This is a genomic window from Pontibacter anaerobius, from assembly GCF_026241195.1.
Lineage (GTDB): Bacteria > Bacteroidota > Bacteroidia > Cytophagales > Hymenobacteraceae > Pontibacter > Pontibacter anaerobius.
On the sequence record NZ_JAPFQO010000002.1, the window covers coordinates 1 to 25,472 of the forward strand.

The 25,472-nt window shown below is 51.3% G+C and carries 24 protein-coding genes; 7 read left to right on the forward strand and 17 right to left on the reverse strand.

Annotated elements, in window-relative coordinates; all coding sequences use genetic code 11:
* Positions 1-246 precede the first annotated feature (246 nt).
* Entirely contained in the window at positions 247-564 is a 318-nt protein-coding gene (locus tag OO017_RS03370) for a hypothetical protein (RefSeq protein ID WP_266051032.1), read from the reverse strand.
* Positions 565-779: 215 nt separating this feature from the next.
* On the opposite strand from OO017_RS03370, the gene OO017_RS03375 reads away from it, so the two are divergent.
* The 3 genes from OO017_RS03375 (at position 780) to OO017_RS03385 (ending at position 3,226) form a co-directional block, all read left to right on the forward strand.
* Positions 780-1,100, forward strand: a complete 321-nt coding sequence (locus OO017_RS03375; protein WP_266051033.1) for a hypothetical protein — start codon at positions 780-782, stop codon at positions 1,098-1,100.
* A 259-nt stretch (positions 1,101-1,359) separates the two neighbouring features.
* A complete protein-coding gene (gene mug, locus OO017_RS03380) occupies positions 1,360-1,923 on the forward strand; it encodes a G/U mismatch-specific DNA glycosylase (RefSeq protein WP_266051034.1) in 564 nt (187 codons plus the stop codon).
* Positions 1,924-2,275: 352 nt separating this feature from the next.
* Positions 2,276-3,226, forward strand: a complete 951-nt coding sequence (locus tag OO017_RS03385; protein ID WP_266051035.1) for an NADP-dependent oxidoreductase — start codon at positions 2,276-2,278, stop codon at positions 3,224-3,226.
* Between the two features lie 117 nt (positions 3,227-3,343).
* Here the strand turns inward: OO017_RS03385 and OO017_RS03390 are convergent, their stop codons facing one another.
* The 5 genes from OO017_RS03390 to cysC form a co-directional block, all read right to left on the reverse strand.
* On the reverse strand, positions 3,344-3,964 hold the full coding sequence (locus OO017_RS03390; protein WP_266051036.1) for an HAD family hydrolase: 621 nt from the start codon (positions 3,962-3,964) through the stop codon (positions 3,344-3,346).
* A 231-nt stretch (positions 3,965-4,195) separates the two neighbouring features.
* Positions 4,196-4,414, reverse strand: a complete 219-nt coding sequence (locus tag OO017_RS03395) for a hypothetical protein (RefSeq protein ID WP_266051037.1) — start codon at positions 4,412-4,414, stop codon at positions 4,196-4,198.
* 268 nt (positions 4,415-4,682) lie between these two features.
* A complete protein-coding gene (locus OO017_RS03400; protein WP_266051038.1) occupies positions 4,683-6,236 on the reverse strand; it encodes an N-acyl-D-amino-acid deacylase family protein in 1,554 nt (517 codons plus the stop codon).
* 142 nt (positions 6,237-6,378) lie between these two features.
* Complete coding sequence (gene cysQ, locus OO017_RS03405) at positions 6,379-7,176, reverse strand: 3'(2'),5'-bisphosphate nucleotidase CysQ (RefSeq protein ID WP_266051039.1); 798 nt, start codon at positions 7,174-7,176, stop codon at positions 6,379-6,381.
* Between the two features lie 35 nt (positions 7,177-7,211).
* Complete coding sequence (gene cysC / locus OO017_RS03410; RefSeq protein ID WP_266051040.1) at positions 7,212-7,826, reverse strand: adenylyl-sulfate kinase; 615 nt, start codon at positions 7,824-7,826, stop codon at positions 7,212-7,214.
* A gap of 116 nt (positions 7,827-7,942) precedes the next feature.
* Between cysC and OO017_RS03415 the strand changes: the two genes are divergently transcribed.
* Complete coding sequence (locus OO017_RS03415; protein ID WP_266051041.1) at positions 7,943-8,839, forward strand: sulfotransferase domain-containing protein; 897 nt, start codon at positions 7,943-7,945, stop codon at positions 8,837-8,839.
* Here OO017_RS03415 and OO017_RS03420 read toward each other — a convergent pair whose 3' ends face one another.
* From OO017_RS03420 to OO017_RS03455, 8 genes are all read right to left on the reverse strand, one after another.
* Positions 8,840-9,334: a hypothetical protein gene (locus OO017_RS03420; RefSeq protein ID WP_266051042.1), complete on the reverse strand. Its 495-nt coding sequence runs from the start codon at positions 9,332-9,334 to the stop codon at positions 8,840-8,842.
* Between the two features lie 19 nt (positions 9,335-9,353).
* The gene (locus OO017_RS03425; RefSeq protein WP_266051043.1) at positions 9,354-9,503 is read right to left on the reverse strand and encodes a hypothetical protein; all 150 of its coding nucleotides are present in this window, start codon (positions 9,501-9,503) and stop codon (positions 9,354-9,356) included.
* 851 nt (positions 9,504-10,354) lie between these two features.
* Positions 10,355-11,971 carry a M1 family metallopeptidase gene (locus OO017_RS03430; RefSeq protein ID WP_266051044.1) on the reverse strand — a complete coding sequence of 539 codons (1,617 nt, stop codon included), beginning with the start codon at positions 11,969-11,971 and terminating at the stop codon, positions 10,355-10,357.
* Between the two features lie 44 nt (positions 11,972-12,015).
* The gene (locus OO017_RS03435; protein WP_266051045.1) at positions 12,016-13,263 is read right to left on the reverse strand and encodes an exo-beta-N-acetylmuramidase NamZ family protein; all 1,248 of its coding nucleotides are present in this window, start codon (positions 13,261-13,263) and stop codon (positions 12,016-12,018) included.
* Positions 13,264-13,335: 72 nt separating this feature from the next.
* Positions 13,336-13,788: a YbhB/YbcL family Raf kinase inhibitor-like protein gene (locus tag OO017_RS03440; protein WP_266051046.1), complete on the reverse strand. Its 453-nt coding sequence runs from the start codon at positions 13,786-13,788 to the stop codon at positions 13,336-13,338.
* A 120-nt stretch (positions 13,789-13,908) separates the two neighbouring features.
* The gene (locus OO017_RS03445; RefSeq protein ID WP_266051047.1) at positions 13,909-14,922 is read right to left on the reverse strand and encodes an LLM class flavin-dependent oxidoreductase; all 1,014 of its coding nucleotides are present in this window, start codon (positions 14,920-14,922) and stop codon (positions 13,909-13,911) included.
* 156 nt (positions 14,923-15,078) lie between these two features.
* Positions 15,079-15,624: an SAM-dependent methyltransferase gene (locus tag OO017_RS03450; RefSeq protein WP_266051048.1), complete on the reverse strand. Its 546-nt coding sequence runs from the start codon at positions 15,622-15,624 to the stop codon at positions 15,079-15,081.
* A gap of 188 nt (positions 15,625-15,812) precedes the next feature.
* Positions 15,813-17,267, reverse strand: a complete 1,455-nt coding sequence (locus OO017_RS03455; RefSeq protein WP_266051049.1) for an APC family permease — start codon at positions 17,265-17,267, stop codon at positions 15,813-15,815.
* Positions 17,268-17,586: 319 nt separating this feature from the next.
* On the opposite strand from OO017_RS03455, the gene OO017_RS03460 reads away from it, so the two are divergent.
* A complete protein-coding gene (locus OO017_RS03460) occupies positions 17,587-19,092 on the forward strand; it encodes a trypsin-like peptidase domain-containing protein (RefSeq protein WP_266051050.1) in 1,506 nt (501 codons plus the stop codon).
* Positions 19,093-19,120: 28 nt separating this feature from the next.
* Here OO017_RS03460 and OO017_RS03465 read toward each other — a convergent pair whose 3' ends face one another.
* Positions 19,121-20,533 (reverse strand): nicotinate phosphoribosyltransferase, encoded by a 1,413-nt coding sequence (locus OO017_RS03465; protein ID WP_266051051.1) that lies wholly within the window; start codon positions 20,531-20,533, stop codon positions 19,121-19,123.
* 113 nt (positions 20,534-20,646) lie between these two features.
* On the opposite strand from OO017_RS03465, the gene OO017_RS03470 reads away from it, so the two are divergent.
* Together OO017_RS03470 and OO017_RS03475 are read left to right on the forward strand one after the other, a co-directional pair.
* A complete protein-coding gene (locus tag OO017_RS03470) occupies positions 20,647-21,345 on the forward strand; it encodes a phosphoribosyltransferase (protein ID WP_266051052.1) in 699 nt (232 codons plus the stop codon).
* Complete coding sequence (locus OO017_RS03475; RefSeq protein WP_266051053.1) at positions 21,327-22,595, forward strand: CapA family protein; 1,269 nt, start codon at positions 21,327-21,329, stop codon at positions 22,593-22,595. The genes OO017_RS03470 and OO017_RS03475 overlap by 19 nt, the downstream gene beginning before the upstream one ends.
* Before the next feature lie 118 nt (positions 22,596-22,713).
* Here OO017_RS03475 and OO017_RS03480 read toward each other — a convergent pair whose 3' ends face one another.
* Positions 22,714-23,130 carry a hypothetical protein gene (locus OO017_RS03480; protein ID WP_266051054.1) on the reverse strand — a complete coding sequence of 139 codons (417 nt, stop codon included), beginning with the start codon at positions 23,128-23,130 and terminating at the stop codon, positions 22,714-22,716.
* Between the two features lie 168 nt (positions 23,131-23,298).
* The gene (ftsH, locus tag OO017_RS03485; protein WP_266051055.1) at positions 23,299-25,275 is read right to left on the reverse strand and encodes an ATP-dependent zinc metalloprotease FtsH; all 1,977 of its coding nucleotides are present in this window, start codon (positions 25,273-25,275) and stop codon (positions 23,299-23,301) included.
* Positions 25,276-25,472 lie beyond the last annotated feature (197 nt).

The window sequence follows — 25,472 nt, forward strand, 5'->3', positions numbered from 1 at the left end:
TTCCTGCAAATCGCCTAATGATAAAGTAAGCGACTATTATACCTATGACAACTTGTAGGATGTTTATTATGAAATCCATCTGAGCTTCTAATTCATTGATTTTATTTGCCACCTAACGTGTTTGGCTATGGTGCATTTAAATGCACTATAGGCTTTGTTGTATAAAGGCTTTGTTTTCAGTTACTAACTCCACTTCTTTTTGCTGTGTCAAGTTAACAACTTCTTCATAGTCCATTTTAGAAAGATTTACTTTGTGTCGGACCTGAATACTTCAACTTTTGATTCTTGAAAATCATTGTAAATGTATACCCAATTATAAAGATCAACCTTCTCCTTTCTATTATCAACTATGTAGATTCTTCTTGAGTCTTTTTCAATGAGACCAAACTTTTTACTTTCATGGTTAATAATTATGTCCCCGTCCTTTGACTGATAGTAGAAGTGCTGTAGATCTCCATAATGATCTTCAATTTCCATGGTATGTAATGACAGGTATAGAAAGCCGCTAAACAAGAATACCAAGCCTACAGATAATAAAACAACAATCTTAGTTCTCTTTTTCATGCTTGAGCTTTTATACAACGAAATGGTCTAGCAGACGCTTTGGCTTGTCAGGCTTGCGAGGGTGTCTGCTAGGGTGTGTTGGGCGGGGTTGTTTTTCCCTTTTTCCCCCCGGCACTGCGTTGTAAAAACAAGGGAAAAGCAACCCGGATGGTTGGGTTATTTTCTCCTTTTAAACTCCTTCTCGAGTGGCGCTTTAGCCGGCGGCAATGCCGTTAATGCAGTATTGGCGACGTTGCCAGAGGCGTCAGGCTCCGGGCTGGCCCACCATCAAAAGAAAAACCAATCCTATCATTGGCCTCTCTATTGCCGGGCAACCCTCTGTAAAAGAGCCACCTGCCGAAGTTATGCTCTTGACTTTGTCATTCCCGAGCTATAACTTCGCCCCTCAAAGTCTTGCCTGGACGCCCCCGTCCGAAAGCCAGCTTTCTCCCGGCTTCGCCGAGGCAAGACTTCCAGTCAGAAACGCCATTTCTTCCTTTGGCTCTTTTTCTGATCGTTGCCCCGCTTTAGTGGCCTTTGATGCCGCCCAGCCCTAAAAAAGCCTGAAAGACACGCCACTTTAAAACCTGAAAATAATCCCAATCACGGCCAACTTCTGTGTAAACGTCACTGTGACGTTTATCTGCATTATGTGCGGAGTCCAAAATTCCTTTTCGCCTCCTAAAATAAGTATAAATTCATACTTTTCTATACTAGATGTATGAAGTTCTGCAAGGTTATACTTTCTGTTTGAAAACCAAGTAAATAATAGCGCAAAGTATAACCGTAAGGTGTAGCATGAAGTAAAAGAGAAGTATGCTGTCTACTAAAAGCCCAACCAAAGAAGAATTAGCCGCCGCCTCCGGAAAGACTGTGCCTGATATAATTGCCCCGGGCCTGAAAACGCTTTTCTGTGGCATAAACCCCGGTTTATATACTGCTGCAAAAGGACACCACTTCGCAAGGCCGGGAAACCGCTTCTGGCCCACACTGCACGCCGCCGGCTTTACCCCGGAGAAATACCAGCCACACCAGGAGAATGAGCTTCTGCAATTGGGCTATGGCATTACCAACGTGGTGGAGAGGGCAACAGCCAGTGCGGCTGAGCTAAGCAAAGCAGAATTGATCGAGGGAGGCATTACGCTGGTGGAGAAAGTGATCCTGTACCAGCCGCAGGTGCTGGCCTTGCTAGGACTTGGCGCATACCGCGTGGCCTTCGGCAAAGCAACTGCCGACATCGGGCTGCAGGAGCAGACACTGGGGCAGACCCGGCTTTGGGTTCTCCCCAACCCAAGTGGGCTTAACGCTCATTTTCCCCCTAAAAAGCTTGCCGCCGTTTACCGGGACCTCCGTGAGTTTGTGTACCAACTAGAGGGTTAAATCTGCATCTCGCTAGAGCAAATTAAACCCCAACGCATAATATACTGTAGGTCTGATATAAAAAGGTGAAGGGCCGGCAGGCTAAGCTGGCTCTCCATATATGCGTAACCAAGTATAAACCCCAAAAATAGTTGAGATTCTGTTAAGAAAACTGGTGTAAAATGAGCGCCCCTTCTCCCGGAGGTAAAGCCTATACTACCACAACCAAGATCCTTTCAGGATAACAATAAGTTGGAGATTAAAACGGCCCTGCCACAGATAGGGGTTTCGTAAAAAGTGTAGTGTAGGTGGTTCCCCTCCCCGGAGGGGTTAGGGGTGGGGTAATCACAACTTAAGGTAAAATTCAAAAGCTATGGCAAAACAAATGAAAGCGGCTACCTATTCTGCGTTTGGTGGTCCTGAGAAAGTAAGTATTAACACAGTTGATATACCTGAGACAGGAGAGGGCGAGGTGCTTATCCGGATAAAGGCTGCCGGCGTGAACCCGGTAGATTATGCGGTTCGGGAGGGTTACCTAAAAGATCACTTGCCAACAGCGTTTCCGGTTATACCTGGCTGGGACCTGGCCGGTGAAATTGTGGAACGCGGCTACAGCGCCAGGAGGTTTGCTGTGGGGGAAGAGGTATATGCGTATGCCCGACGGCCCGTGGTGCAGCATGGCACCTTCGCAGAATATATTGTGATACCGGAGAGTTACATTAGCGGCCGACCCCTGAACGTGTCGTGGGAGGAAGCGGCAGGTATTCCACTGGTGGGGCTTACGGCCTATCAATCGTTGTTTGATGCGGGTAAACTGCAGGAAAACCAAACCGTGCTCATTCTCGGCGCCTCAGGTGGCGTAGGTAGCCTGGCCATACAGCTGGCCAAGGCCAAAGGGGCTAACGTTATAGGCGTGGCCAGCGAAAAGAACCATTCTTACATGCGTAATTTAGGAGCTGATTATACAGTGGATTATAAAAATACCCATGTAGGTGAGGCGGTACAGCTGCTGGTGCCAGATGGTGTGGATATAATTTTTGATTGTGCCAGCGGCGAAACGCTGCAGCAAAGCCTGCAAGCCCTGAAGCCTTCTGGCAAGCTGGTATCCATACTTAACCACGGCACAGACCTGGACCCGAAGATAGATTTCAGTTATGTGTTTGTGGAGCCCAATACGCGGCAGCTGGATCACTTGCGGGAACTGACAGAGGCGGGGCAACTTCGTGTGCCAGTAACCCAAACTTATACTTTGGATGAAACCGCCGAGGCGATGAAGCAGATACAGTCACAGCATACCACCGGTAAGCTGGTCATAGTTCCGTAAGCTGGCTAAGGCTACTTTATACTTTGCGGTTAGCTGCCTGCCGAATCTCGGCTGTTTGCTAACCGCATTTTTTTTGAGTTTCAAAGGCTTGTTAGTATAAACTGGTACTAAAAAGCTTTAAGGCTTGTAGGGGGTGATCTTTCCATCATCTACAAGAAAGGCTTTGTCCGCTTCGTCAAGTATAACTTCTTTGCTGTCGGAGTAGGCTTCGATGATGTTGAACTTCCTGCCTTTAAAATGCTTTGTGATCCGGCGCAGTTTCTCCTCTTCTTTGCAGGCTTCGTCAACTACCAGGTAGGTGCCGCCTTCATACTTCACTTCAGTTCCGGCAAAGCCATCTACCGGGAAAAGGTCAAAAAGCGGCTTTACATACAGCTCCAGCCCGCCTGTGGCGCAAAACAGCAACACGCCTTCTTTCCGCATCTTCTCGAAATGCTGCTTTAGCTCTTTGTTAAAGTTATCCGGGTACTCTTTTTCCCAGAACTCTTTGGCTAAGGCTTTTACACGCTCAGGCTGAAGCTTGTCGAGGTAGTTGAAAAAGTTCTCTTTAAACTCTGTCTGGCGCATCTGGTGGAGCTTGTGCAGCAGCTTGTAATAGGCCATCTCGAACAGGAACTTTATCCGCCCGGGCTGTTTGCTAAGTATAAATTTATAGAATTCAGTTTTGGAGCTCTTGTTGTAAAAAGTGCCGTTTAAATCAAACACGATAATTTTTGCCTCAGCCTCTGTTGGAGCCATTTTGATGCCTCTTTAGTGTGGATGTATATACGTGGTGCAGTAGGTTTACAACTGTTTAATTGATGCAATTTCTGCAGTTTAAAGTATAGCCGGAGAAAGCTGGGCGCAGCATAAATATGCCTTAAAAAAACTTGCAGAGGTGCTGTAAGGAGGGGTAAAAAGAAAGTGGTAGGGCATCCAGAACCTGACTGGCTCAGAACATCCTACCACTTCCATTACAATTTATACTTCTTAGTTATCTGCTGTATCTGTTTCGATGGTTTCAGTCTCAGTTTCCATCGTAGTGTCGATATCGCGTACGGTTCTTTCAACCTCAAGCTCAGATACTGTAGTGTCTGTGTCTATTACTGTGCCATCAGTTTCTTCGTTGGTTACGCCTTCGTTGCCACCGCAAGAGTAAAAACCAAGGGAACCGAAAGCTATAGCACATGCAAATAATACCTTTTTCATATTAGTTTTATTTAATTTAACATCTGGTAAATACCTGTTTGTTAGCTGCAGGTATGATTTGTACTTTATGACAATCGTTAGTTTCTACGGGTTAAGCCGGAGAAAGGGTTTTGTTCAGGCCTTTATTCCGTGCCTGGCACGCTAAAAGTCCGATAAACGTTGCAAACTGATGTGTGAAAACGTTTGCCAAGCGATAATACATCAAGTTGAATAGGTTAGATTACAAGCCAGCACAAGTATAAATAAGACTAGTTTTAGCTATTTATACTTACTCCTGCACCTGCTTACGCAGCACTTTGCCCTGGCGGTTGCTGGTGTAGTTTTCTCCCTCCTTCACTATTTTACCGCCTATCAAAACATACCGGAAGCCGCTGGCTAGCTGGTCTGGCTTTTCGTAAGTGGCGTTCTCTTTTATCTCAGAAGGGTCAAAGATTAACAGGTCGGCTTTGTAGCCGGGCTTCAGCAGACCACGGTTTTGCAGGCCAATGGTTTCGGCAGGCAGTCCTGTCATTTTACGCACGGCCTCTTTGAGTGTCAGCAGCTTTTTATCCACTACGTACGTCTCTAAAATTTTAGCAAAGGCACCGTAGCCGCGTGGGTGGTGCATACTGGGGCTTCCGTCGGTGCAGATCATTACGTGCGGGTCCAGCATCAGTTCTTCCTGCAGTTCCTCGTTCATGATAAAGTAGGCCCCGCTGGCACCGTAAGGCCCAATGTTCTCCACCAGCACATCCTCAAAAGGCTTATTTAATTCCTTGGCTATCTGGGCCAGGTTTTTACCCGTATATCGGCCAGAACCGATCAGTGTAGCTTCCGGACCATTGCGCTGTATGATCTTCTTACGCATGTAATCCCTCAGTTCCTCCTTGCGGGTTTTCAGCACTTCTTTGTAATCGTAAGGCGATTTAGCCCATTCCGGGAAGAGTATGGCGATGCCGGTAAAACTGGCGGTGTAGGGGTATAAGTCGGCTGTTACCTTGGTGCCGCTCTGGCGGGCGCTGTCAAGCAGCTGCAGCACCTGATGCGCCCGCTCCTTACCCTTGCCGTACACCACTTTTATATGCGATACATGCACCGGGCAGTACTGCCCCTGCTCCAACAGTTCTTTGATAGATGCCTCTATCAAGGCATCATCCTCATAGCGCATGTGGCTCATCACTAATCCATTTTTAGAGCCTACTACCTTTGCCAGGCGGTTCAGTTCGTTGCTGGTGGCGTAGTAGCCGGGGTTATACTCCAGGCCGGTGGTCAGGCCGTAGCAGCCGGCATCCATGGCATCGGCCACCAAGGCTTCCATAGCTTGCATGTGCTCCTCCGAGGGAATAGAATCATACATGGCACCCGATAGCACACGAAGCGAGTTGTGGCCGGCAAACATGGCAACATTTACGCCCGGTTTAGCTGTATCCACGGAGTCCATCCAAACACTCATGTCTTTGTTATTATGGCTAAAGCCGTCCTGACCCAGGCAAATCGTGGTAACGCCCATCGCCAGAAAGTTTTTAAATTCCGGCTCCTTCATCGGGTCGCCGTGGGCGTGGGTGTCTATAAACCCTGGGGTAATGACCATCCCCTGGGCCGGTATGGTTTTCAGGGCAGTGTAGGTATTGGCGGTGTCCTTGTCGATAAGGGCGATAGTGTCTCCGCCGATGAGCACGTTGGCCATATAGGGCGCTGCGCCTGAGCCGTCTACCACAGAGGCTTTCTCCAGCAACAGGTCGTATGTTACGTCTGCTTGTTTTTCCGTGGTTTGGCAGGAGGAAAAGATGGCTGCGGCTACAAGGGCCGGAAGTAGTTTTCGGAGTGATTTATACTTTGTCATCGGTGCTTTTTATACTTCAGCTGTGCATTTAAAGGCTAATTTGGTGCGATGGTTTCAGCCATCATACAGGTGTGGCATGAAACCGGCAGTATAAGTTACGGATAAGTATTTTAACTCAATAATCCCAGGCACGGTCTATACTTTAAAACGCAATAAAATCCGGGTTATGCAGGTCGGGTTTGTTGTACACCAGTTCCTGCTGCAGGTCCTTCTGGTAGATACCTCTGTTAAGTGCTGAAAGGATGGCATGGGCGGCGGCGGTGTCCCACTCCATGGTGGGTGCGAAACGTGGGTAGAGGTCTGCCTTGCCCTCTGCCAGCAGCATGAATTTTAGCGAACTGCCCATGCTGCTAGTGTTTGCCCCCGGGAAGCGCTGTATAAAGGCTGCTGTTTCGGGGCTTTGGTGCGTGCGGGAAGCAATTAGTGTAAGTTGCGGCATTTCGAGCAGATCTTCCAGCGTTCGCCGCTGGGGCAGAGGCTGCAGCTGAGTTTTGTTGCCGTCAGTTGCTTTAAACACGCCAGTTTCAGAAGAGCCAACGTATAAATTGCCCGGCACGGGGGCATAAATTACGCCGCCCACCGGCTTGTTGTGGTGCATCAGGGCAATGTTGATGGTAAACTCCCCGTTCCGCTTCAGAAACTCCTTAGTGCCATCCAGCGGGTCCACGAGCCAGTACTGTGCCCATTTCTCCCTTTGCTCAAAATCAGTGTGCCTGCCTTCCTCCGAAAGTATGGGCAAGCCTGTCGTTTCTAAGTGCCGGCTTATTATTTCGTGTGCAGCGCTGTCTGCCCTGGTCAGAGGCGAATCGTCGGTTTTCAAGGCTACGCCTACATCACCGGAAGTATAAATCTCCAAGATGGCACGCCCAGCTTCCAGTGCTGCTGTTCTGGCAAGCTGTAATAAGGAGGCTATACTTGCTCCTGGTCTGTCTGAATTCATACTTTAAAAGGTTAAAAACGGGAAGGCCACGTATATTACATGGCGGCTTTCATATTTTGTTTTAACCGCAGTTGCGGCTTCACAAAAGTAATGAGTTTGTGCAGCGAATCCTCTATTGGCTCCTGATCGGTTTTAAGTATGAGGTCGGGTTGCTGCGGAGCCTCGTAAGGTGCGCTGATGCCGGTAAAGTTTTGTATAAGACCTTGCTGCGCTTTGGCATAAAGCCCTTTGGTGTCGCGTTGCTCGCATACCTGCAGGCTGCAGTTAATGTATACTTCCGCAAAGCGCTGCGGCCCCACAATCTCTTTCACTAGGGCCCTTTCTGATGCATAAGGGGAGATAAAGGCACAAATCACCACCAACCCGGACTCCAGCATAAGATTCGCCACCTCTGCCACCCGACGCATGTTCTCTTTCCTGTCTTGTGCTGTAAATCCTAGGTCCTGGCAAAGGCCGTTTCGGATGTTGTCGCCATCGAGCAGAAAAACCTTGTAGCCCAGGTGAAAAAGATGGTGCTCCAGGCGCAGGGCCAGGGTGCTTTTACCGGACCCAGACAGGCCCGTGAGCCACACCAGCCGTGGCTCCTGCTGCATCAGTTGCTTCCGCTGCTCATAGCAAACCTTCGACTCAAATGGGTAGATGTTTTGCATGGTTCCTCTAGGTTGAGCTGAAGTATAAGCTATACTTCAGACCAACTTGTACGGCAATAAGCCTGGAAAAGTCGTATAGCCTGCTTGACGATGTTAAACCGTACCAGACCAACGCTATGAAAATTCTGCAAGGGGGCGCTCCCAAATGCGGTAACCTATGGCTTTACCAGATCATACAGCAAATACTGCAACGTAACGGGCAATCCGTTTCAAGCTTTATTCAGCGGCAAGCAATCTATGAACTGGCAAAAACCTGGGACCTGAACTACCCCAGCCAGGCCAGCATTGATGTGCTCGACGTAACTGACCTACAGTACAGTTACCGCATCAGCAGCATTTTCCGGATGCCGGTGGAAAGTGTAGAAAACTACGTTGCCCAGACTGATCATGTATGGACGCACTCGCCGGTTTGCAAGCGTAGCGACGAACTGTTCAGCCTGTTCGATAAAAAAGTATACATTGTGCGTGACCCCCGCGACCGCGCCATCTCCGCCTCCAAATACTATACTTCGGGTTACATGCTGAAGTACTACCCACAGGAGGAAACCGATAGTGGCCGCTACCTGGAGAAACATTTTGAGGAGCTGATGTTGGAGTGGGTATGGCATGTTTACGACCACCTGCGCCTGAGCCGCGAGTATAACATCCACATCGCATTTTATGAAGGGTTCCTGCTAGACTTTCAGCAGGAGCTGGGCCGGTTGTTGCGTTACCTCGAAATAGATTTGAACGAGGAACAGCGGCAGGAGCTGCAGAAGGATATGAGCTTTGCCACCATGAAAACCCAAAACCCAAAACACCTGAAAAAGGGGCAGTCAGGTTATTGGATGGACCAGCTAACGGAGGCGCAAGTGGAGCAGGCAGGTATTATCGCAAGCCCCTTGATTCGTTTCCTGGGTTATCCGGATTCCATTGGCCAGCCCATGCAATACAGCCCTGAGCAGCCGCACAGGGATTTTGAGGAACTGAAGCAGGAGATCATCGCCTCCCAGCAGCCGCTGTACCAAAGTTAGCTACCAAACACCGAGCTGCCGGCCAATCGTCTTCAATTGCCCGATGTGGTAACCCGTGTGGTGCAGGATCGTTATGGCGGCCCAGGAGCGGGTTTTGCCGTTTGGCTGTACTTTAAACAGGTCGGTGGCCGGGGCTTTTACCAGTACAATCACTTCCTCCAATTCTTGGGCATATGCATCTATGGCCTCGTTCCATTCCTGCTCACTTGCCGGCTGGTGGTTCTCCGGCCAATGCGCGTCAGGCCATACATCAATGTCCTGCTCCGGGTGCTTCATAAACTGCAGCAAAGTCTGCTGCCGCGCCCGGATATGCCCCAGCAGTATCCAAGCAGAGAAGTGCAGCCCGTCAAGTATAATTCCGGCTTTTTTAAAGTCGAACTCCCGCAGCAGGATTACGTTCGGGGCAAAGCCGCCTTCCAGCATTTCCACCAGTTGCTCCCTTACAAGCCCGGCTATCTCTTGTGTTGTTTGTTGGGGTATGTTTATACTTTCCAAATTCGTTTCTTTTGATGGTTTATACTTTCAGCTCATCAGAAACGAGGAGGAGAGGGGTTGGGTTTATACTTTGGATTGAGCGCCGAATAAAGGAGCTGGTATAGTGGCTTGGCTTCTGATAAACCGTTTGCTCTACATTGCATAGCCTGATGTTTTGGTAGTCTGACATAAGCTTTACTTGCTGGCTGCTGACCTACTTTTATACTTAGGCGATACTTTTAGACTTTCATAGCCACAGCTTCTTCCTTCTGGCGCAAGTCTTCAGACTTGTGTCTTTTTATGGTGTTGAGTTTGTAACTCAACTGGCTTGAAAAGCCATACTTATACTACTTGCTGTTCCGGACATCCTTGTCCGGAACCTTTCTGCCGCGGACTTCCTAGTCCGCGCAATCCGTACTTTATACTTCCAAAGCCACTGCTCTCTTCAACTGGATACAAGTTATTCTTCCTCGCTACCGTACATCCTCAGTCTTACAAACCTATCGTTTCAATTTTGGCTTTGGCTCCCTCCAGCCCGGGAGGGCTCGTCTTCCCGCATCGCGCTGGGAGCTTTTCTTTGCTCGCTGTCGCTTTGCAATCCCGCTCTCGCGGGACCGAAAAACTCCAAAGGCGCTCAACGGAAAGACTGGGATCAGTTTTCGATAGCCATTGCTATACCACTGGGACCGGACTCCCTCTCCTGTTTTGGGGGTAGGGGCCCTCGAGAAAAGGAGAGGGCTGGGGAGAGGTGCAATTCCCCTCCTGGGAGGGGTTAGGGGTGGGTTTACACTTTTGCTGATGGCAGCCATCCCCAACTATGAAACTTACACTTCAACATCAGTAATTACAGGCTCCCCGCCTTGGACAAGGAGGGGCAGGGGTGGTTGGACAATTCCCCTTTCGGGACTAGCCAAAACGGGAGTTTTGAGCTAGCGAGCGTAGCTCTTAAGGGGTGGGTTTACACCTACGCGCTTTACCACCAACCATGCAGTTTATACTTTAACCAAATCTGTTACAGAAACCCCCATACCTTGCTACACACTACAGCGTTTTGTCTCCTGTCACCACCTTCTTTAGGTACCATCCCTTTTCATCAACCACAGGCGCAGTTGTAGATGTTACTTGCACTGGCTTACCAGACAGCTCCAGGCGTTTCGTGCCACTATCTGTTCTCACATCCATGGGTAAGTTAAAGTCAATGTTAGGGATGCGGATGGAGTAGTTGTTTTCAGATGTTTGCTCCACCACAACCTCCGGCACCTCTGTAGTGCGCAGGTACAGGTCAAAGAAGGGCTTGATATCATACCCTGTTTCTTTTGTAAAGTACTCCTGCAGGTCAGCAGTTTTTACCTGGTTGCCATACGTATAGGCTGGGTCCAGAATAAAGCTTTTGAGTGTTCGAAAGAAGACCTCATCGCCGAGCATGTAGCGCAGCGAGTGCATTACATGGGCACCTTTAGAATAGATCTCGCCATGGTAAGCCTCGTCGGAGTCCACATTATTTTCCCGCATGATGATTGGGTTGCGGTTCGGAATATTCTTGCCGATTTGCTGCACGTGTTTCAGGTAAGCTTCGTGGCCGGCATGTTCCTCCACAAAAAGCCAGTCGCCGTAGGTGCAAAGGCCTTCCTGTATCCAGAAATCAGCCCAGTCTTTAACGCTTACTTTGTTGCCCCACCACTCATGGCCCAGTTCGTGGTGCAGCAGATGGTCATAAGGGGCGTCACCAACCTGTGTAAACCGGAACTTGTTACCGTAGGCGTTGATGGTCTGGTGCTCCATACCTAAGTATGGCGTTTCTACAATGCCCACTTTATCTTTCCGGAAGGGGTATTCGCCAAAGTATTTCTCCTGCGTCTTCAGGCTGATCTCCAGTATGTTCATCAACTCTGGCGCCTTATCCGCATTTTGTTTGAGTAGGTATAGCACCATCGGCACCGTATTTCCATCCATGGTAGTATAGTCGCGGCGGGTAACGGCAAAATCGCCAACTGTAAAATTGATTCCGTAGTTGTTAATGCTATAGTCGGTCTTCCAGTGATAGGTGATCTGGTCTCCTTTTTTCTTTTCCGATACCAGCACACCGTTGGCCGCTACCTGGTAAGGGGCAGGCACCGAAATATACTGCTCCACACCCTCGTCCGGCTCGTCGGAAGGGTGGTCTTTGCAGGGCATAAAGATCTTGGCCCCCTCGTTCTGCGACGATAATCCTATCCAGTGCTTGCCATTTGCATCTTTCGTGAAAGTAAAGCCTCCCTGCCACGGCGGGCGTACTGCCTCGGGCGGGGTGCCGGCATAGTCTACCGTCACGGTTACCCGCTGCCCTGGCTGGTATGTCTGCTTCAGCTGCACATCCAGGGCGTCCTTACCTCTGGTATACTTTGCTTTCTTGCCGTTTACCTTCACGCCGCTCACGGTATAGGCATCAATCAGGTTCAGCCTGATCTTATTGGTTGGAGCCACCAGTTCTACCTCGGCATCGGCCGAGCCACCTATGGTACGTGCTTCCGGAGCCACCTCCAGCCGCAGGGTGTAGTGCTTCACATCAAAAGTGGCTTGCGCCGGGTCGAGAGGGCCGCCCCAGGTCCAGTTGTTGTCCTGCGCCTGAGTGGTGAGGCAGAGGGCGGAGAGTAGCGTGATGAGAAGGTGTTTTTTCATAGTATGGCTTCTGTTTATACTTGTTGTATAGAGAATTCAGGAAATCAATACAGCAGATACTTCTCGCGTACCTTTTGGAATTGCGCCAGTTCTTTGTCCCATTGTTTTATAATATCCTGTGGCTTTTTGCCGGCCTGCAGTTGCTCTCTGATCTTTGGTGTGCCCCACAACTTATCCATGCGGGCATCGCGCCATTCCAACTGCTCCGGGTAAATCGTTTGCAGCGCATGTAGAATGTATACGGCCGCTTTAGCCGATTCAAATGTGTTCCGGTCGTTAACTACCATCTCGGCACCAAAACACTGCTCGCCCATAAATTTAGGTGGGTAAATCTTGATGCCATCCACCATACTATCCGGCACAAACGTAACGGGGCGGAAGGTTACGCCTTCCAGCTTATAGCTGTTGAACTGGTCTGCCAGTTTCTTCCCATCTATCCAGGGTGCAGCAATGCGCTCGAATGGGTGCAGCGTGCCACGGGATTCTGATATGTTGGTGCCCTCCAGCAGACAGGTGGCGGGGTAAACGGTGGCAGTGGTGAGGGTGAGCATGTTAGGGGAGGGCTTCACCCAGGGCAGTTGCGTGTCATCATACCACTGTTCGCGGTTGTAATGCTTCATGGGGATAACCGTTAATTTGGCCTGTCGCAGCTTGCGGGCAGCGCGTTCTCCGTTAAACATGGTGGCCAGTTCACCCACTGTCATGCCGTGTACTACGGGCAACTGGGCTACTCCGCTTATGGGCTCTCCTGCTTTTTCTCCTACCGGGCCATCTACATACTTTCCGCCAATCGCATTGGGCCGGTCCAGTACCAGGTAGGGGATGTTTTGCTCTGCCGCAGCCTCCAACACATAGTTCATGGTGGCGATATAAGTATAAAATCGTGCACCGATATCTTGTATGTCAAAAATCAGCACATCCACATTTCGCAGCATTTCGGGGGTAGGCTTGCGCACTTTACCATAAAGGGAGATGACCGGCAACCCGGTTTTGGCATCAGTGCCGCTGGCCACGTGCGTATCCTGATCTCCCCGGATGCCATGCTCGGGGCCGAAGAGGGTTGTCAGTTTTACATCCTGGCGCTCATGCAGCACATCCACCAGGTGGCGGCCATCTGGCAGCAGACCAGTATGGTTGGTTACCAGTCCAATGCGTTTGCCTTTTATCAGGGACAGGAACTCGGGCGTGAGCAGCTGCTCCGCGCCAATTATAACGCGTGGAGCCTGGGCAAAAGCGTAGGAGGACAGGCTAATAGCCAGCCAAAGCAGGACAAGAGAAAACGCTTGTTTCATAGGGGTAAGATAGCGCTTTTCGCTGCGCTGTCAAACCATTCGTGCAGTAGGGCAGAAAGCAGGGTGGTGGGCTTAGTGGCTGTAAAGGCCCATTAGTTCGCCGGAGCCGAGAATGTGGTTCTCCATCTGCAGAAAAACCTGTTCTTTGGTGCTGCCCTCCGGCAGGCCTAATTTGGTATCCAGGGCGTACAGCCTGAAAAAGTAACGATGTGTGCTAATAGGAGGGCAGGGGCCGCCGTAACTGGTGTTCCCAAAATCGTTCACACCCACAATGCCTGGTCTGCTGTTTTCCTCTATCGTGTGTATAAGCGGAATGTCCCACATCAGCCAGTGAGTCCAGCTACCTTTGGGGGCATCAGGGTCGTCAACAAGTAAAACAAGGCTTTGGGTACCTTCCGGAAAGTCGCCGATCTCCAGTGCCGGGCTGATGTCTTCGCCGTCGCAGGTGTACTCCTGAGGGATGCTTTCGCCAGCTTCGAAAGATGGGCTGCTAAGCTGTAAATTTTGGGCTACTTTGGTTTCCATACTCATAATCAATGTTATTAAATGTACATCAGGTTATACGGGAAACAGTGCAATTAATCTGAAGCCGCAACCCGCCATTTCTGCTAAACAGGCGTGGCGGGCTACGGCTTCAGTAAAGCATCAGCTCTTTTTTAATTCAGCCAGTATCTCATAGGAGCGAAGCCTGGCCTGGTGGTCGTAAATATGGGAGGCAAACATCACCTCATCCACCTGCGTTTCCTCCAGGAAAGCTTCTATTTCATTTTTTACAGTTACCGGCGAGCCGATAAAAGTATATCGCAGCATCTGCTGCACGGCATATTTTTCGGCAGAACTCCAGAGGTCATCCATACTATCCACAGGCGGTTGCTGGGGGTTAGCCGTACCCCGTATCACGTTCAGGAAGGCCTGGTACAGCGTGGTGGCCAGTTTCTCGGCTTCGGCATCGGTTGCTGCAGCTACGGCATTTACACAGGCAATGGCATAGGGTTCTTTCAGGTGTTCCGATGGCTGGAACGTGTCGCGGTATATTTTAAGGGCGGCATGTAGCGCTGCCGGGGCAAAGTGGCTGGCAAACGCAAACGGCAAGCCCAGCATCGCTGCCAGTTGGGCGCTGTAGGTGCTGGAACCGAGCAGCCACATCGGCACTTCGAGTCCCTGGCCGGGGATGGCCCTCACCTTCGCTTTTGGGTCTGCGGGGCCCAGGTAATACTGCAGCTCCTGTACGTTTTTCGGGAAGTCATCCACGCTGCCTTGCAGGTCGCGCCGGAGCGCCATGGCTGTCAGCCCGTCAGTGCCCGGGGCGCGGCCCAGGCCCAGGTCTATTCGGCCAGGGTACAAAGACTCGAGGGTGCCGAACTGCTCTGCCACCACCAGCGGAGCGTGGTTGGGCAGCATAATTCCACCTGAGCCAACCCGGATGGTTTTGGTGCCACCGGCAATGTGGCCGATCAGGACGACGGTTGCTGAACTGGCGATTCCGGGCATGTTGTGGTGCTCGGCCATCCAGTAGCGCTTGTAACCCCATTCCTCTACATGGCGGGCCAGGTCCAGGCTTGTTTTAAATGAGTCTGCAGCTGTTTTTCCGGCTAAAATGGGTACCAGGTCCAGCACAGACAATTCTATCTCAGACAACTTTTTCGTGTTGCTGCTCATCGTATACTTTGTATATTATAATTTGATAAATACTTTAGATGGCTTCTACATACTTCTTTAGAAGGCACACCAAAGTATGACATATAACTCCTGTTTTTGTTTAGAAATGGGAGCTATACGTTTGTAGCAGGAATGAGCGATGGGCTTAAAGTATGCTTATTTCTCCGGAACGGTCCACAAATAGATTTTGGCACCGTCTACCTCTACGGTTTGCTCAGGTTCCCAATCGCCCATGTCAAAAGCATGAGACACGATACGGGTTCCGGGCTTTAACTGCTCCAGCAGGATAGGCTGCAGCTTTTTATTAACGCTGGGCAGCAGGTACAGTGTCACCACGCTTGCTTGGCTGAAGTCCGAGTCAAACAGATCGCCCTCAATAAAGCGCACTTTATCGGTAACGCCTGCCTCGCGGGCATTCTGGTTGGCTTCCTGTATGCGCTCAGGGTTTATGTCGATGCCTGTGCCGGTGGCGCCATACTTCTTCGCTGCCGTTATCACAATGCGCCCATCGCCGCAGCCCAGGTCATAAAGTACATCGCCTTCCGAAACCTGTGCCAGCTCCAGCATGGCATCCACCACAGCCTGTCGAGTAGGTACGTAGGGTACATCAGGTACCCGCTTCATGGTTTCCTGCGCCTGAACTATAACGGTGGCACAAAGCAAGATTAACAGCGTGAAGAGGGAGTTGGTTAGGATTCTCATATGCCTCACTTTAAGTTTGAATAGTATAAAACAGGATTCTTTCACTACACATGTTTCGGTTTGTCAGCCGCCGGGTAAGGTGACGTAGAGAGATGAGAGGGGGCAGATAAAAGATAAGTCATACTTCTACGGGTTTGGCTGATTTACAGTTCTATGTAAATTTATACTTGTGCCTAAGCTGTTGGTGTTTAGCCTTCCTTTTTATTGGGATAATACTTGTTAGCGTTGCCATTTCCTGACCACCTGTTCAGAGCGGGCAGGGCAAGCAGCAACAGTACCCCGATTAGCAGCACCGCTACCCCCACCAGGGCCCCAAGGCCGGTGTAGACCAAACTAGAGTAGAGCAGGTAGGCGCTGGTAAGGCAGAAGATAAGCGGTGTAAACGGGTAGAGCGGAACCCGGAACGGGCGGTTCAGATGAGGTTCTTTGCGGCGCAGCACAAACAGCGCAATGCCCACCAGCAGCAGGAAAAACCAGAACACCGGCGCTGTGTACTCTACCATCGTCTCGAACCCATTGCGGGTGATATAGCCCAGCCCGATCAGGGCGAGCGCGATGGCGCCCTGCACAAGGAAGGCATTAACCGGAGAGGAGGTCCTGGGGTTCCACTTGCCCAGGAAGCCGAAAACCGGGAAATCCCTGCCAAGGGCATAGTTAGTGCGGGCCCCGGTAAAGATGGTGGCGTTTGCTGAAGTAAGTGCGGCTATGGCTACAATTACACCGATCAGCACCAGGCCGCCCTCTCCAAAAACAGCCCCCATCAGGTCCCCGGCCACTGCACTAGACTGTGCCATGCCCTGCAGGCCCAGCACGTTCAGGTATGAGAGGTTCATGAGCACATAAATGGTGGTGATGAGGAGAATGCTCAGGATCATGACGCTGGCCATACCTTTGCGGCCGGAGCGCAGTTCTGCAGAAATATAGGCCGCTTCGTTCCAGCCCCCGAAGGTGAGCAGCACAAACACCATCGCCAGCCCCAACGAGTTGGCAGTTTCAGGCGCAGCTGGCGGAGCAGAAGCTGTACTGCCGGAAGGTGCAAAGAACAGGCCGGCCGTTATCACGATCAGGATGCCCAGTACCTCCAGCGCCGTCAGCAGCTTCTGTGTACCCGCCCCCACACTTATCCCAATTATGTTAATGCCCGTCAGCAGGGTTACGACCAAAGCCGCATACACAACCGACGACAACTCCCCAATACTATAGATCTGGGCGGCATAATCACCGATAATGAAAGCCAGAAGTGCGATGGAGCCTGTCTGGATGACGCTCATCCGGGCCCAGGCAAACAGAAAAGCTGGCTTCTTCCCGAAAGCGCGTGTCAGGAAGTGGTAGTCGCCGCCTGCATTAGGGAAGGTAGTGGTCAGTTCGGCATAACACAGCGCCCCTATCAGCGACACCAACCCACCCAGCAGCCAGGCTACCAGGAACATGGCAGCCCCATCGGTATTGGCCGCCACCAGAGACGGTGTCCTGAAAATACCCGCTCCCACTACTATGCCTACAATCATCGAAATAGCATCGACTTTACCCAGAACGGGTTTGGGCGCCGCAGAAGGCGTTATAGTGGCTGGTGCTGCTTGGGTAGGGGCCTGCTGGGCCTTAGCGCTTTGGAGGCTTGCTTCTTTACCCTTAAAGTATTCCATAGGCTAACTGTTAAAGTATACGCCCTGGTGGCGCACCCGGTAAGTATGGTTTTGGTTAGAAAGCTTTTGTACGTTAAACGGCAGTAATTGAGTGGTTTATGCGGCGCTATTTTGTGGGGATATTAGGTATGATATAAGGAGGCGGAGCAGGAAACAGGCGTGCAGCTTCTGACGTGCAGGTGGCAGGCTCAGAGGGTTTGGACCGAACAAAACATATAAAAAGAGCCTCTCGTTAAAACAGGAGGCTACGGGTAATACCTCTTCACCCGTAGCTGTTTTTAGCTTGAGTGGTACGCAACATTAACCTGAGAGAAAAAGCATGAAGCGTGTTGGCCTTATTATACTTACTGCACTGGTCACGGCCACGTTGGTGGTGGCAGGATACTGGTGGGTAGATAGCCGTAACAACGAGCAAACGGGTATACTTCAGGAGGAACCTTTGGTGGCGTTAGGCAAGAATACAAGCACCGTTTCTTCGGCTGGATTTCCTGATTTTGTAAATGCCGCCGCCGCTGTTACACCTGCCGTCGTGCACATCAAGACCTCCTATGCCACCCAGGGAGCTAACCGCTCATACTTCGATCTTTTCGGTTTGCCGCAGTCTCCTGTGCCGGCAAGTGGCTCCGGCTCCGGTGTGCTCATCACGGAGGACGGTTATATTGCCACAAACAACCACGTGGTGGAAAGCGCCTCCGGCATAGAGGTAGTGCTGCCCGACAAGCGCAGTTTTCAGGCGAAGCTGATCGGCACCGACCCTAGCACCGACCTGGCACTGCTAAAGGTGGATGCTGAAGAGCTGCCGTTTGTTACCCTTGGCAACTCAGACAGTGTGCAGGTGGGGGAGTGGGTGCTGGCTGTCGGTTACCCGCTTTCGTTAAGCTCTACGGTTACAGCGGGCATCATCAGCGCTAAAGGCCGGAGCATCGGTATACTTAACCAGCCCAGCCAGGACAGTTTTTCAGACCCCGACCAGGTTACAGGAAACACCGCCATCGAGTCTTTTATACAAACGGATGCTGCCATTAACCGCGGTAACAGTGGCGGTGCGCTGATAAACACAAATGGCCAGCTGATTGGTATTAATGCCGCCATAGCCTCCCAAACTGGTAGCTATGCCGGTTATGGTTTTGCCATACCTGTTAACCTGATGCAAAAGGTGGTAAACGACCTGCAGAAGTATGGCGAGGTGAAGCGCGGCTACCTCGGGGTGAGCTTTCCGGCCCCTGCCGCAGAAGACCAGATACTGAAGGAACGCGGTATAGATCCAGCCTCGGTAAAAGGCGTGTACATAATGGGCGTGCAGCCTAAAAGTGCAGCAGCGGTGGCGGGGCTAGAGGAAGGTGACATCATTCAAAGTATAAACGGTGCGAGGGTAGCCTCCTCCACAGAGCTTTCGGAGCGGATTGCCCGCCAGTACCCCGGGGATAAACTTGAGCTGACGTACCTGCGGAACGGCCGCAGCCGCAGAACCAGTGTCGTTCTGAAAGGAGAGGAGGCGGAGCAACTGGCCGAAAGCGAAGATGCGGGTACAGCCAGGGGACTTCAGGCCAAGCTAGGGGCCACCTTTGAGCCAGTGCCAGACCAGGTTAAACAGCGCTATGGCCTCAGGTCGGGCGTGTATGTCACGGAAGTACAGCGAGGGGGCTTCTTCGACATGGCTGGCATACCTCGCGGCACCATCATTACCAGGGTAAACGGAAGGCGCGTCAACAACCTGTCGGATATGAGCAAGGCCGTGGAAGCCTCCAGGAGGGGGTCGGTCCGGCTGGATGGCATCACGCCTGACGGTGCAAGCTTTGTGATCAGCTTCCCGCTTAGTGCTTAGCCTGCAGTAACTTTCCGGGATTCATACGTTACTGCCGGTAATGCTGCTTCAGCTGCTCCCGCAGGTCCCAAAGCTTTTGGCTAAGGCCAACGTTATAGCCCTGCGGGTTATCAAAATGCTTAAAGGCATCGGGCAGCAGCTTTAAACGGGATTGGGAAAAGGCGGTAATTTCAGGCAGCGGTGGCTGGGGTGCTGTTCTTTTACCGTTCTCCATTACTTTCTGCAGCAGCGGCTCCTGCAAGTATCCGTTTATACGTAGCGATGTATCATCTTCAAAAGGATGGCGCAAAAGGTCCGCATGGTCGCCTTCTGCGGCAAGTACAATGGCATCAGCTCCGTAAAACATTCCATTTGTATCCATCAACCGCAACACCTGTTTTATGCCTGGCAGGGTGATTTTCTCTTTAGTCTCTGATAGCTTGAGTCGCGGTTTGCCGGCGGCCATGGCTATTTTGTACACGCCGTCCAGGGCGGCGTCTGGAGCGCCGGTTACCAGCTTGGTGCCAACACCGAAAATATCGATAGGTGCCTGCTGCTCCAGCAGCTCTTTGATCACGTATTCATCCAGTTGGTTTGAGGTGATGATTTTCAGGTATGGCAAGCCGGCTTCGTTCAGCATGGTGCGGCTCCTTTTGGCCAGCGTAGCCAGGTCGCCGCTGTCGAGCCGTATGCCTATGGCTTTATGCCCCAGCGCCTCCAATTCCCTGGCGGCAGTAATGGCATTGGGGACTCCGCTTTTAAGCGTGTTGTACGTGTCCACCAGGAAGATGCAACCGTCAGGGCGGGCGCGGGCAAAAGCGCGGAAAGCCTCCAGTTCATCGTCGTAACTTTCTATAAAGGAGTGTGCCATGGTGCCGGCAGCAGGTATGCCGTATTTCTGCGCGGCATATACGTTACTGGTTGAGTTAAAACCACCCACCATTGCTGCCCTTGCCGCCAGCACAGCGCCCGGACCGTGTGCCCTCCGCAGGCCAAAGTCGCTCAGGATGCGGTTACCAGCCACGTAGCGCATGCGGGAGGCCTTGGTAGCCACCAGCGACTCAAAGTTAAGTATGTTCAGCAAGAGGCTCTCCACCAGCTGCGTCTCCAGGATCGTACCCTCCACGCGCACCACGGGCGTGTTCGGGAACACTACCTCGCCCTCTGCGGCGGCATACAAAGTGCCCTTAAAATTAAATCCTTTCAGAAAATCGATAAAGGAAGGATTCAGATTCAGGTCCTGCAGGTATGCAATATCCTCATCGGTAAAGTGCAGGTCCTCCAACACATCAAGCAGATCGTGCAGGCCGGCAAAAAGCACGTAGCCCCCCTTGTCGGGTATCTTCCGGAAGAAATAATCGAAACTAGCCGGCTCCTCCTGTCGCCCCTCCAGGAAATACGTCTGCCCCATGGTAATCTCATACAGGTCTGTGTAAGTGCCGCTGATAGAAAAAGAGAGCATAGATTGAGTTTTATACTTTCGAGGGGCTACAAGCGCAGCATCCTGAATAAGTATGGTTCAAATTATTCACTTATTAGTACTGTTAACGTAAAATGTAAACGTATAGCTGTTCCGTGCAGTGGCTGCCTGTGCCCGTGCATGGTAGCGCATCATCAGAAACCATACTTGAGAAAACACGCATGTTTAAAGACCGCAAAGACGCCGCCCTGCAGCTGGCAAAAGCTTTGGATACTTACAAAGACTCGGGAGCCATTGTGCTGGGTATACCAAGGGGTGGAGCCGAGACAGCCTACTACGTAGCGAAGCACCTGGGGGCAGAACTCTCAATGCTGGTATCCAGAAAGCTGGGCCACCCCAGCAACCCGGAGTATGCCGTGGGGGCCATAGCAGAGGACGGTAGCATCTACCTGAATCCTAAAGCCCAGTCAGGCTTGTCTGAAGAGACGATAAATAAGCTGGAGGAGCAGCAGCAAAAGGAGATTGAGCGGCGGATACAGTTCCTGCGAAAGGGCGAGCCGCTGCCGGAGCTGAAGGGGAAGACCGTCCTGCTCGTGGATGACGGCATTGCCACGGGGTCTACGGTGTTTGCCGCCATTAAACTGTGCAGGAACAAAGGGGCCGCAAAGATTGTGGTGGCTGCACCGGTGTCCGGGCGGGAGAAGAAGCGGGAGCTACTGGAGGAGGCCGATGAGGTGGTGATCCTGGAAACGCCGGATCTTTACACTGGCGTGTCGCAGGTATACTATAACTTCTACAACCTCACCGACCAGGAAGCGCTGGAGTTTATGGAGCGATGGAAAGAGGAGCAGTAGCCAGCCTTGCCAATATTTTTATACTTGCCGGGCTCTTTTACGTGCCTTTAAACGGCTGCTCAAAACCTGATGCAAATGTGCAGAGATCAAATGTGTATTCTATAGGCAGCAGAACCGGTACCGGGAAAGTATACTTGCCGCCCGCTGCCTCCGGGGCCATTACCTTGTTTATGTGTGGCGATGTGATGACCGGGCGGGGAATCGACCAGATTTTGCCAGCCTCTGTTGATCCGCGCATTTACGAATCCTATGTAAAAGATGCCCGGGACTATGTGCGGCTGGCTGAGCGGAAGAACGGGGAGATCCAAAAACCGGTGGACTACAAGTATATCTGGGGCAATGCACTGGAAGTATGGGAGCAGGAAAAACCGGATGTCAGGCTCATTAACCTGGAGACAAGTATAACCACGCAGCCAGAACCGTGGCCAGAGAAGGAAGTGCAGTACCGTATGCACCCCGATAACGTAGCCGTACTGACCATCGCAAGTATAGATTTTGCCTCTCTTGCCAACAACCATACGTTAGACTGGGGCCGCAGCGGTCTAATGGAAACCTTGCAGGCCTTGGGCCAAACCAACATAACCACAGCAGGAGCCGGAAAAGACCTGGAGGAGGCGCAAAAGCCTGCCATACTTAAACTCCCGAAGGGTCGGGTGATTGTGGTAGCGTATGGCTCGGTTAGCAGTGGCGTGTACAAAGAGTGGGCTGCCACACCTTCTCGGGCGGGCGTAAACCTGCTGCCAGACTTAAGCCAGGAGGCGATACAAGGTATAGCCGCACAGGTAAAGGCTGTAAAAGAGCCAGGGGATGTGGTGGTTTTCTCGGTGCATTGGGGCAGCAACTGGGGCTACAAAATACCGCAGGCCCAGCAGGATTTCGCGCACAGCATGATAGATGAAGCTGGGATTGATCTGGTTTTTGGCCATTCTTCACACCATCCTGTCGGTATGGAAGTATACCAGGGTAAGCTCATTGTTTATGGAGCTGGCGATTTTATAAATGATTACGAAGGGATTAGCGGACACGAGCAATACCGGGGCGATCTCTCACTTATGTACTTCCCAACTCTCGATATGGAAACCGGTAAACTGCTGTCACTAAAGTTGGTGCCCATGCAGTTACGAAAGTTCCGGCTGCACCACGCCTCCGAAAAAGACGTGGCCTGGCTGGCCGACGTGCTTCACCGTGAAAGTATGGTATTTGGTACCGGCCTGGTACGACAAAAGAATTACCTGATGCTCGATTTTTGACGAGTCAGACAGTACAATCTATAATGATGAAAAAGCAGGCATTTCCTGCCACACACAGACGGTGCCTCCCAAAACCTGGAACAGCTATTGGTGGCATTTATATCAAAAGTATAAAGCGCTACAGGAACTTCCCTGCAAACCGGTACAGGTCTCGTTTATAGTCTCTGTAATCGCGCTCAAAGGCATCCATCTTGGCCTCATACTTTTTGTGCACCTGTCGGTAAATTTGTTCGTTAAAAGGCGCTCTTTGGTCTAACTGATAACCGAGATACTGTTCGTGCTCGCGCACATTATGCCTTAGCTCATCTAGCAGCTCCCCCTTAAAATAAAAGATGAGGTTCTGGAAATGGTCGATTCGCTTTTTGTCTTCTTCTGTGGGCATTCTGGCCGCCACCCTCTCCAGCAGCCTCTGAAAGAAGCCTAGTTCTACTCTCCAGAAATCAATCTGGGATAACCACGTGGTGCTCTCACTGTGCAGCTGTTCGAGGCTTACCTCTAGCAGATAATTGGTGTTTACCGGACTTAAGCTTTTCATACTTGCTGTATTATGGTTATACTAAAAACGAAAGCGATACAACAGCTGGTAAGTATTGAACTTACAAGTATAGTATTGTAAACGGTAGGCCGGTAAAAAGGCGTTTGCACCGGCTTACATTTTAGTAAAGCCATACATTTTTGATGTAAGCCGGGGTAAGATTCTTACCTAAACCTTTGCCTTGCCTTCTTTTGCAGGTAGTATTTTTGACTCCGGGGCAGGGCAGATGCGTTTGCCAAGTATGGTTTCCAGGTCTTCCTTAAAAACAACTTCTTTCTGCAGCAGCAGTTCGGCCAGTTTAACATGTTCGTCGCGGTGCTGCAGCAGCAGGTCTTTTGCCCGTTCGTAGGCTTCGTGTATCAGCCGGATCACCTCGGCATCTATCACCTTGCCGGTTTCCTCGCTGTAGGGTTTGGAGAGGCGGGTATCCTGCTGGCCCGAGGAGTCGTAGAAGCTGATGTTGCCGATCTTCTTGTCAAAGCCATAGTAGGCCACCATCATGTAGGCCTCCTTGGTCGCTTTCTCCAGGTCGTCCAGCGCGCCCGAGGTTACTTCGCCAAAGGTGATCTCCTCAGCGGCCCGGCCGGCCAGCATGGCGCTCAGGTGCTCCGAAAAAGCGGTGGCAGACTTTAGCTGGTGCTCCTCGGGCAGGTACCAGGCAGCGCCCAGTGTTTTGCCCCTCGGTATGATCGATACCTTGATGAGTGGGTCTACATGCTTGAGCAGCCAGCTGACAATGGCGTGCCCGGCCTCGTGGTAGGCGATGATCTTTTTCTCCTCCGGCGAGATGACCTTGCTTTTCTTCTCCAACCCTGCCACAATCCTGTCGAGGGCATCGTGGAAATCCTGCTTGTCTACTCGGTCTTTTTTGCGGCGGGCGGCAATGAGAGCAGCCTCGTTGCACACGTTTGCAATGTCGGCACCGGAGAAACCGGGAGTCTGCCCGGCCAGGTAGGCGGCATCAATCGTTTCGTTCAGCTTAAGCGGGCGCAGGTGCACTTTAAATATCTCTTCCCGCTCCCGTATGTTGGGCAACTCCAGGTAAATATGCCTGTCGAAGCGGCCTGGGCGCAGCAGGGCGGGGTCCAGCAGGTCGGCGCGGTTGGTGGCGGCCAGCACAATCACGCCGCTGTTTGTCTCAAAACCATCCATCTCAGTCAGCAGTTGGTTCAGGGTGCTCTCGCGCTCATCGTTGGAGCCGGAATAGAAAGCCTGCTTGCCACGGGAACGGCCAATGCTGTCGATCTCATCTATAAAAACAATGCAGGGCGCCTTCTCCTTCGCCTGCTTAAACAAGTCGCGCACGCGTGAGGCTCCCACGCCCACAAACATTTCTACAAACTCGGAGCCCGACAGCGAGAAGAAAGGCACCTGTGCTTCACCGGCCATGGCCTTGGCCAATAGCGTTTTACCGGTGCCCGGCGGGCCAATCATGATCACGCCTTTCGGAATCTTGGCACCCAGCTTCGTGAAGTCGTCCGGGTTTTTCAGGAAGTCCACCACCTCTTTCACTTCCATAGCAGCCTCTTCCAGGCCTGCCACATCCGCAAACGTTACCTTGCTTTTCTGCCCCTCATCAAACAGCATCGCCTTAGACTTACCAAAGTTAAAAACGGAACTGCCGCCTGCCCCTGCCGACCCTGCGCCGCGCAAGAGGTAACGCCAGAAAAGTATCAACAGAAACAGCGGAAGCAGCCATACCATCAGGTTGCCCAGCCAGTTGTCGCGGTTTTTGTAGATGACTTCCACCTGCTTCTCCACCGGTACACCCTGCTGCGCTTCCTCCAACTTGCGCTCAAACGTCTCCACAGAGCCTATGGTCAAGGTATAATGCGGGCCCGGAAGCACTGATTTGCTATCGCCGGGTTTCATCACCTCTTTAAAAGGGATTTCGTCGGCAAAAGTCTCTTTAATGTAAATGTTAGCCTCCTGTCCGTTTACTACCTCTATCCTTTCTATGGCCTGCTGGCTCAGCATCTGCCGCTCCACATCCAGCCAGGAGGTTTCCTGTTGCGCCGCATTGTTCGCATTATACACCAGGAACAGGATAATCATCCCTAGAATCATCAGGTAGTTGAGGATAGAGGGCATCTGCGTGCGCGGGGTCTTGCCGTTTGGCTCTTTATGTGCGGGAGTATCAGCCACAATTGTAAGGGTTGCTTATGTACTTGTACTTAAGTAACTATAAATTAGATGTATAAGGTGCCCTTTTAGACGTTTGTTGCCTCTTGTAGATTGGGTTGTAAGAGATGAAAAGCGGGATTTCCTGTGCGTCAGCTAATTATACTTGCCATATTTTCCATTCAGAGCCATACTTGCGTAAAACCTAAAAACAGGGCTAA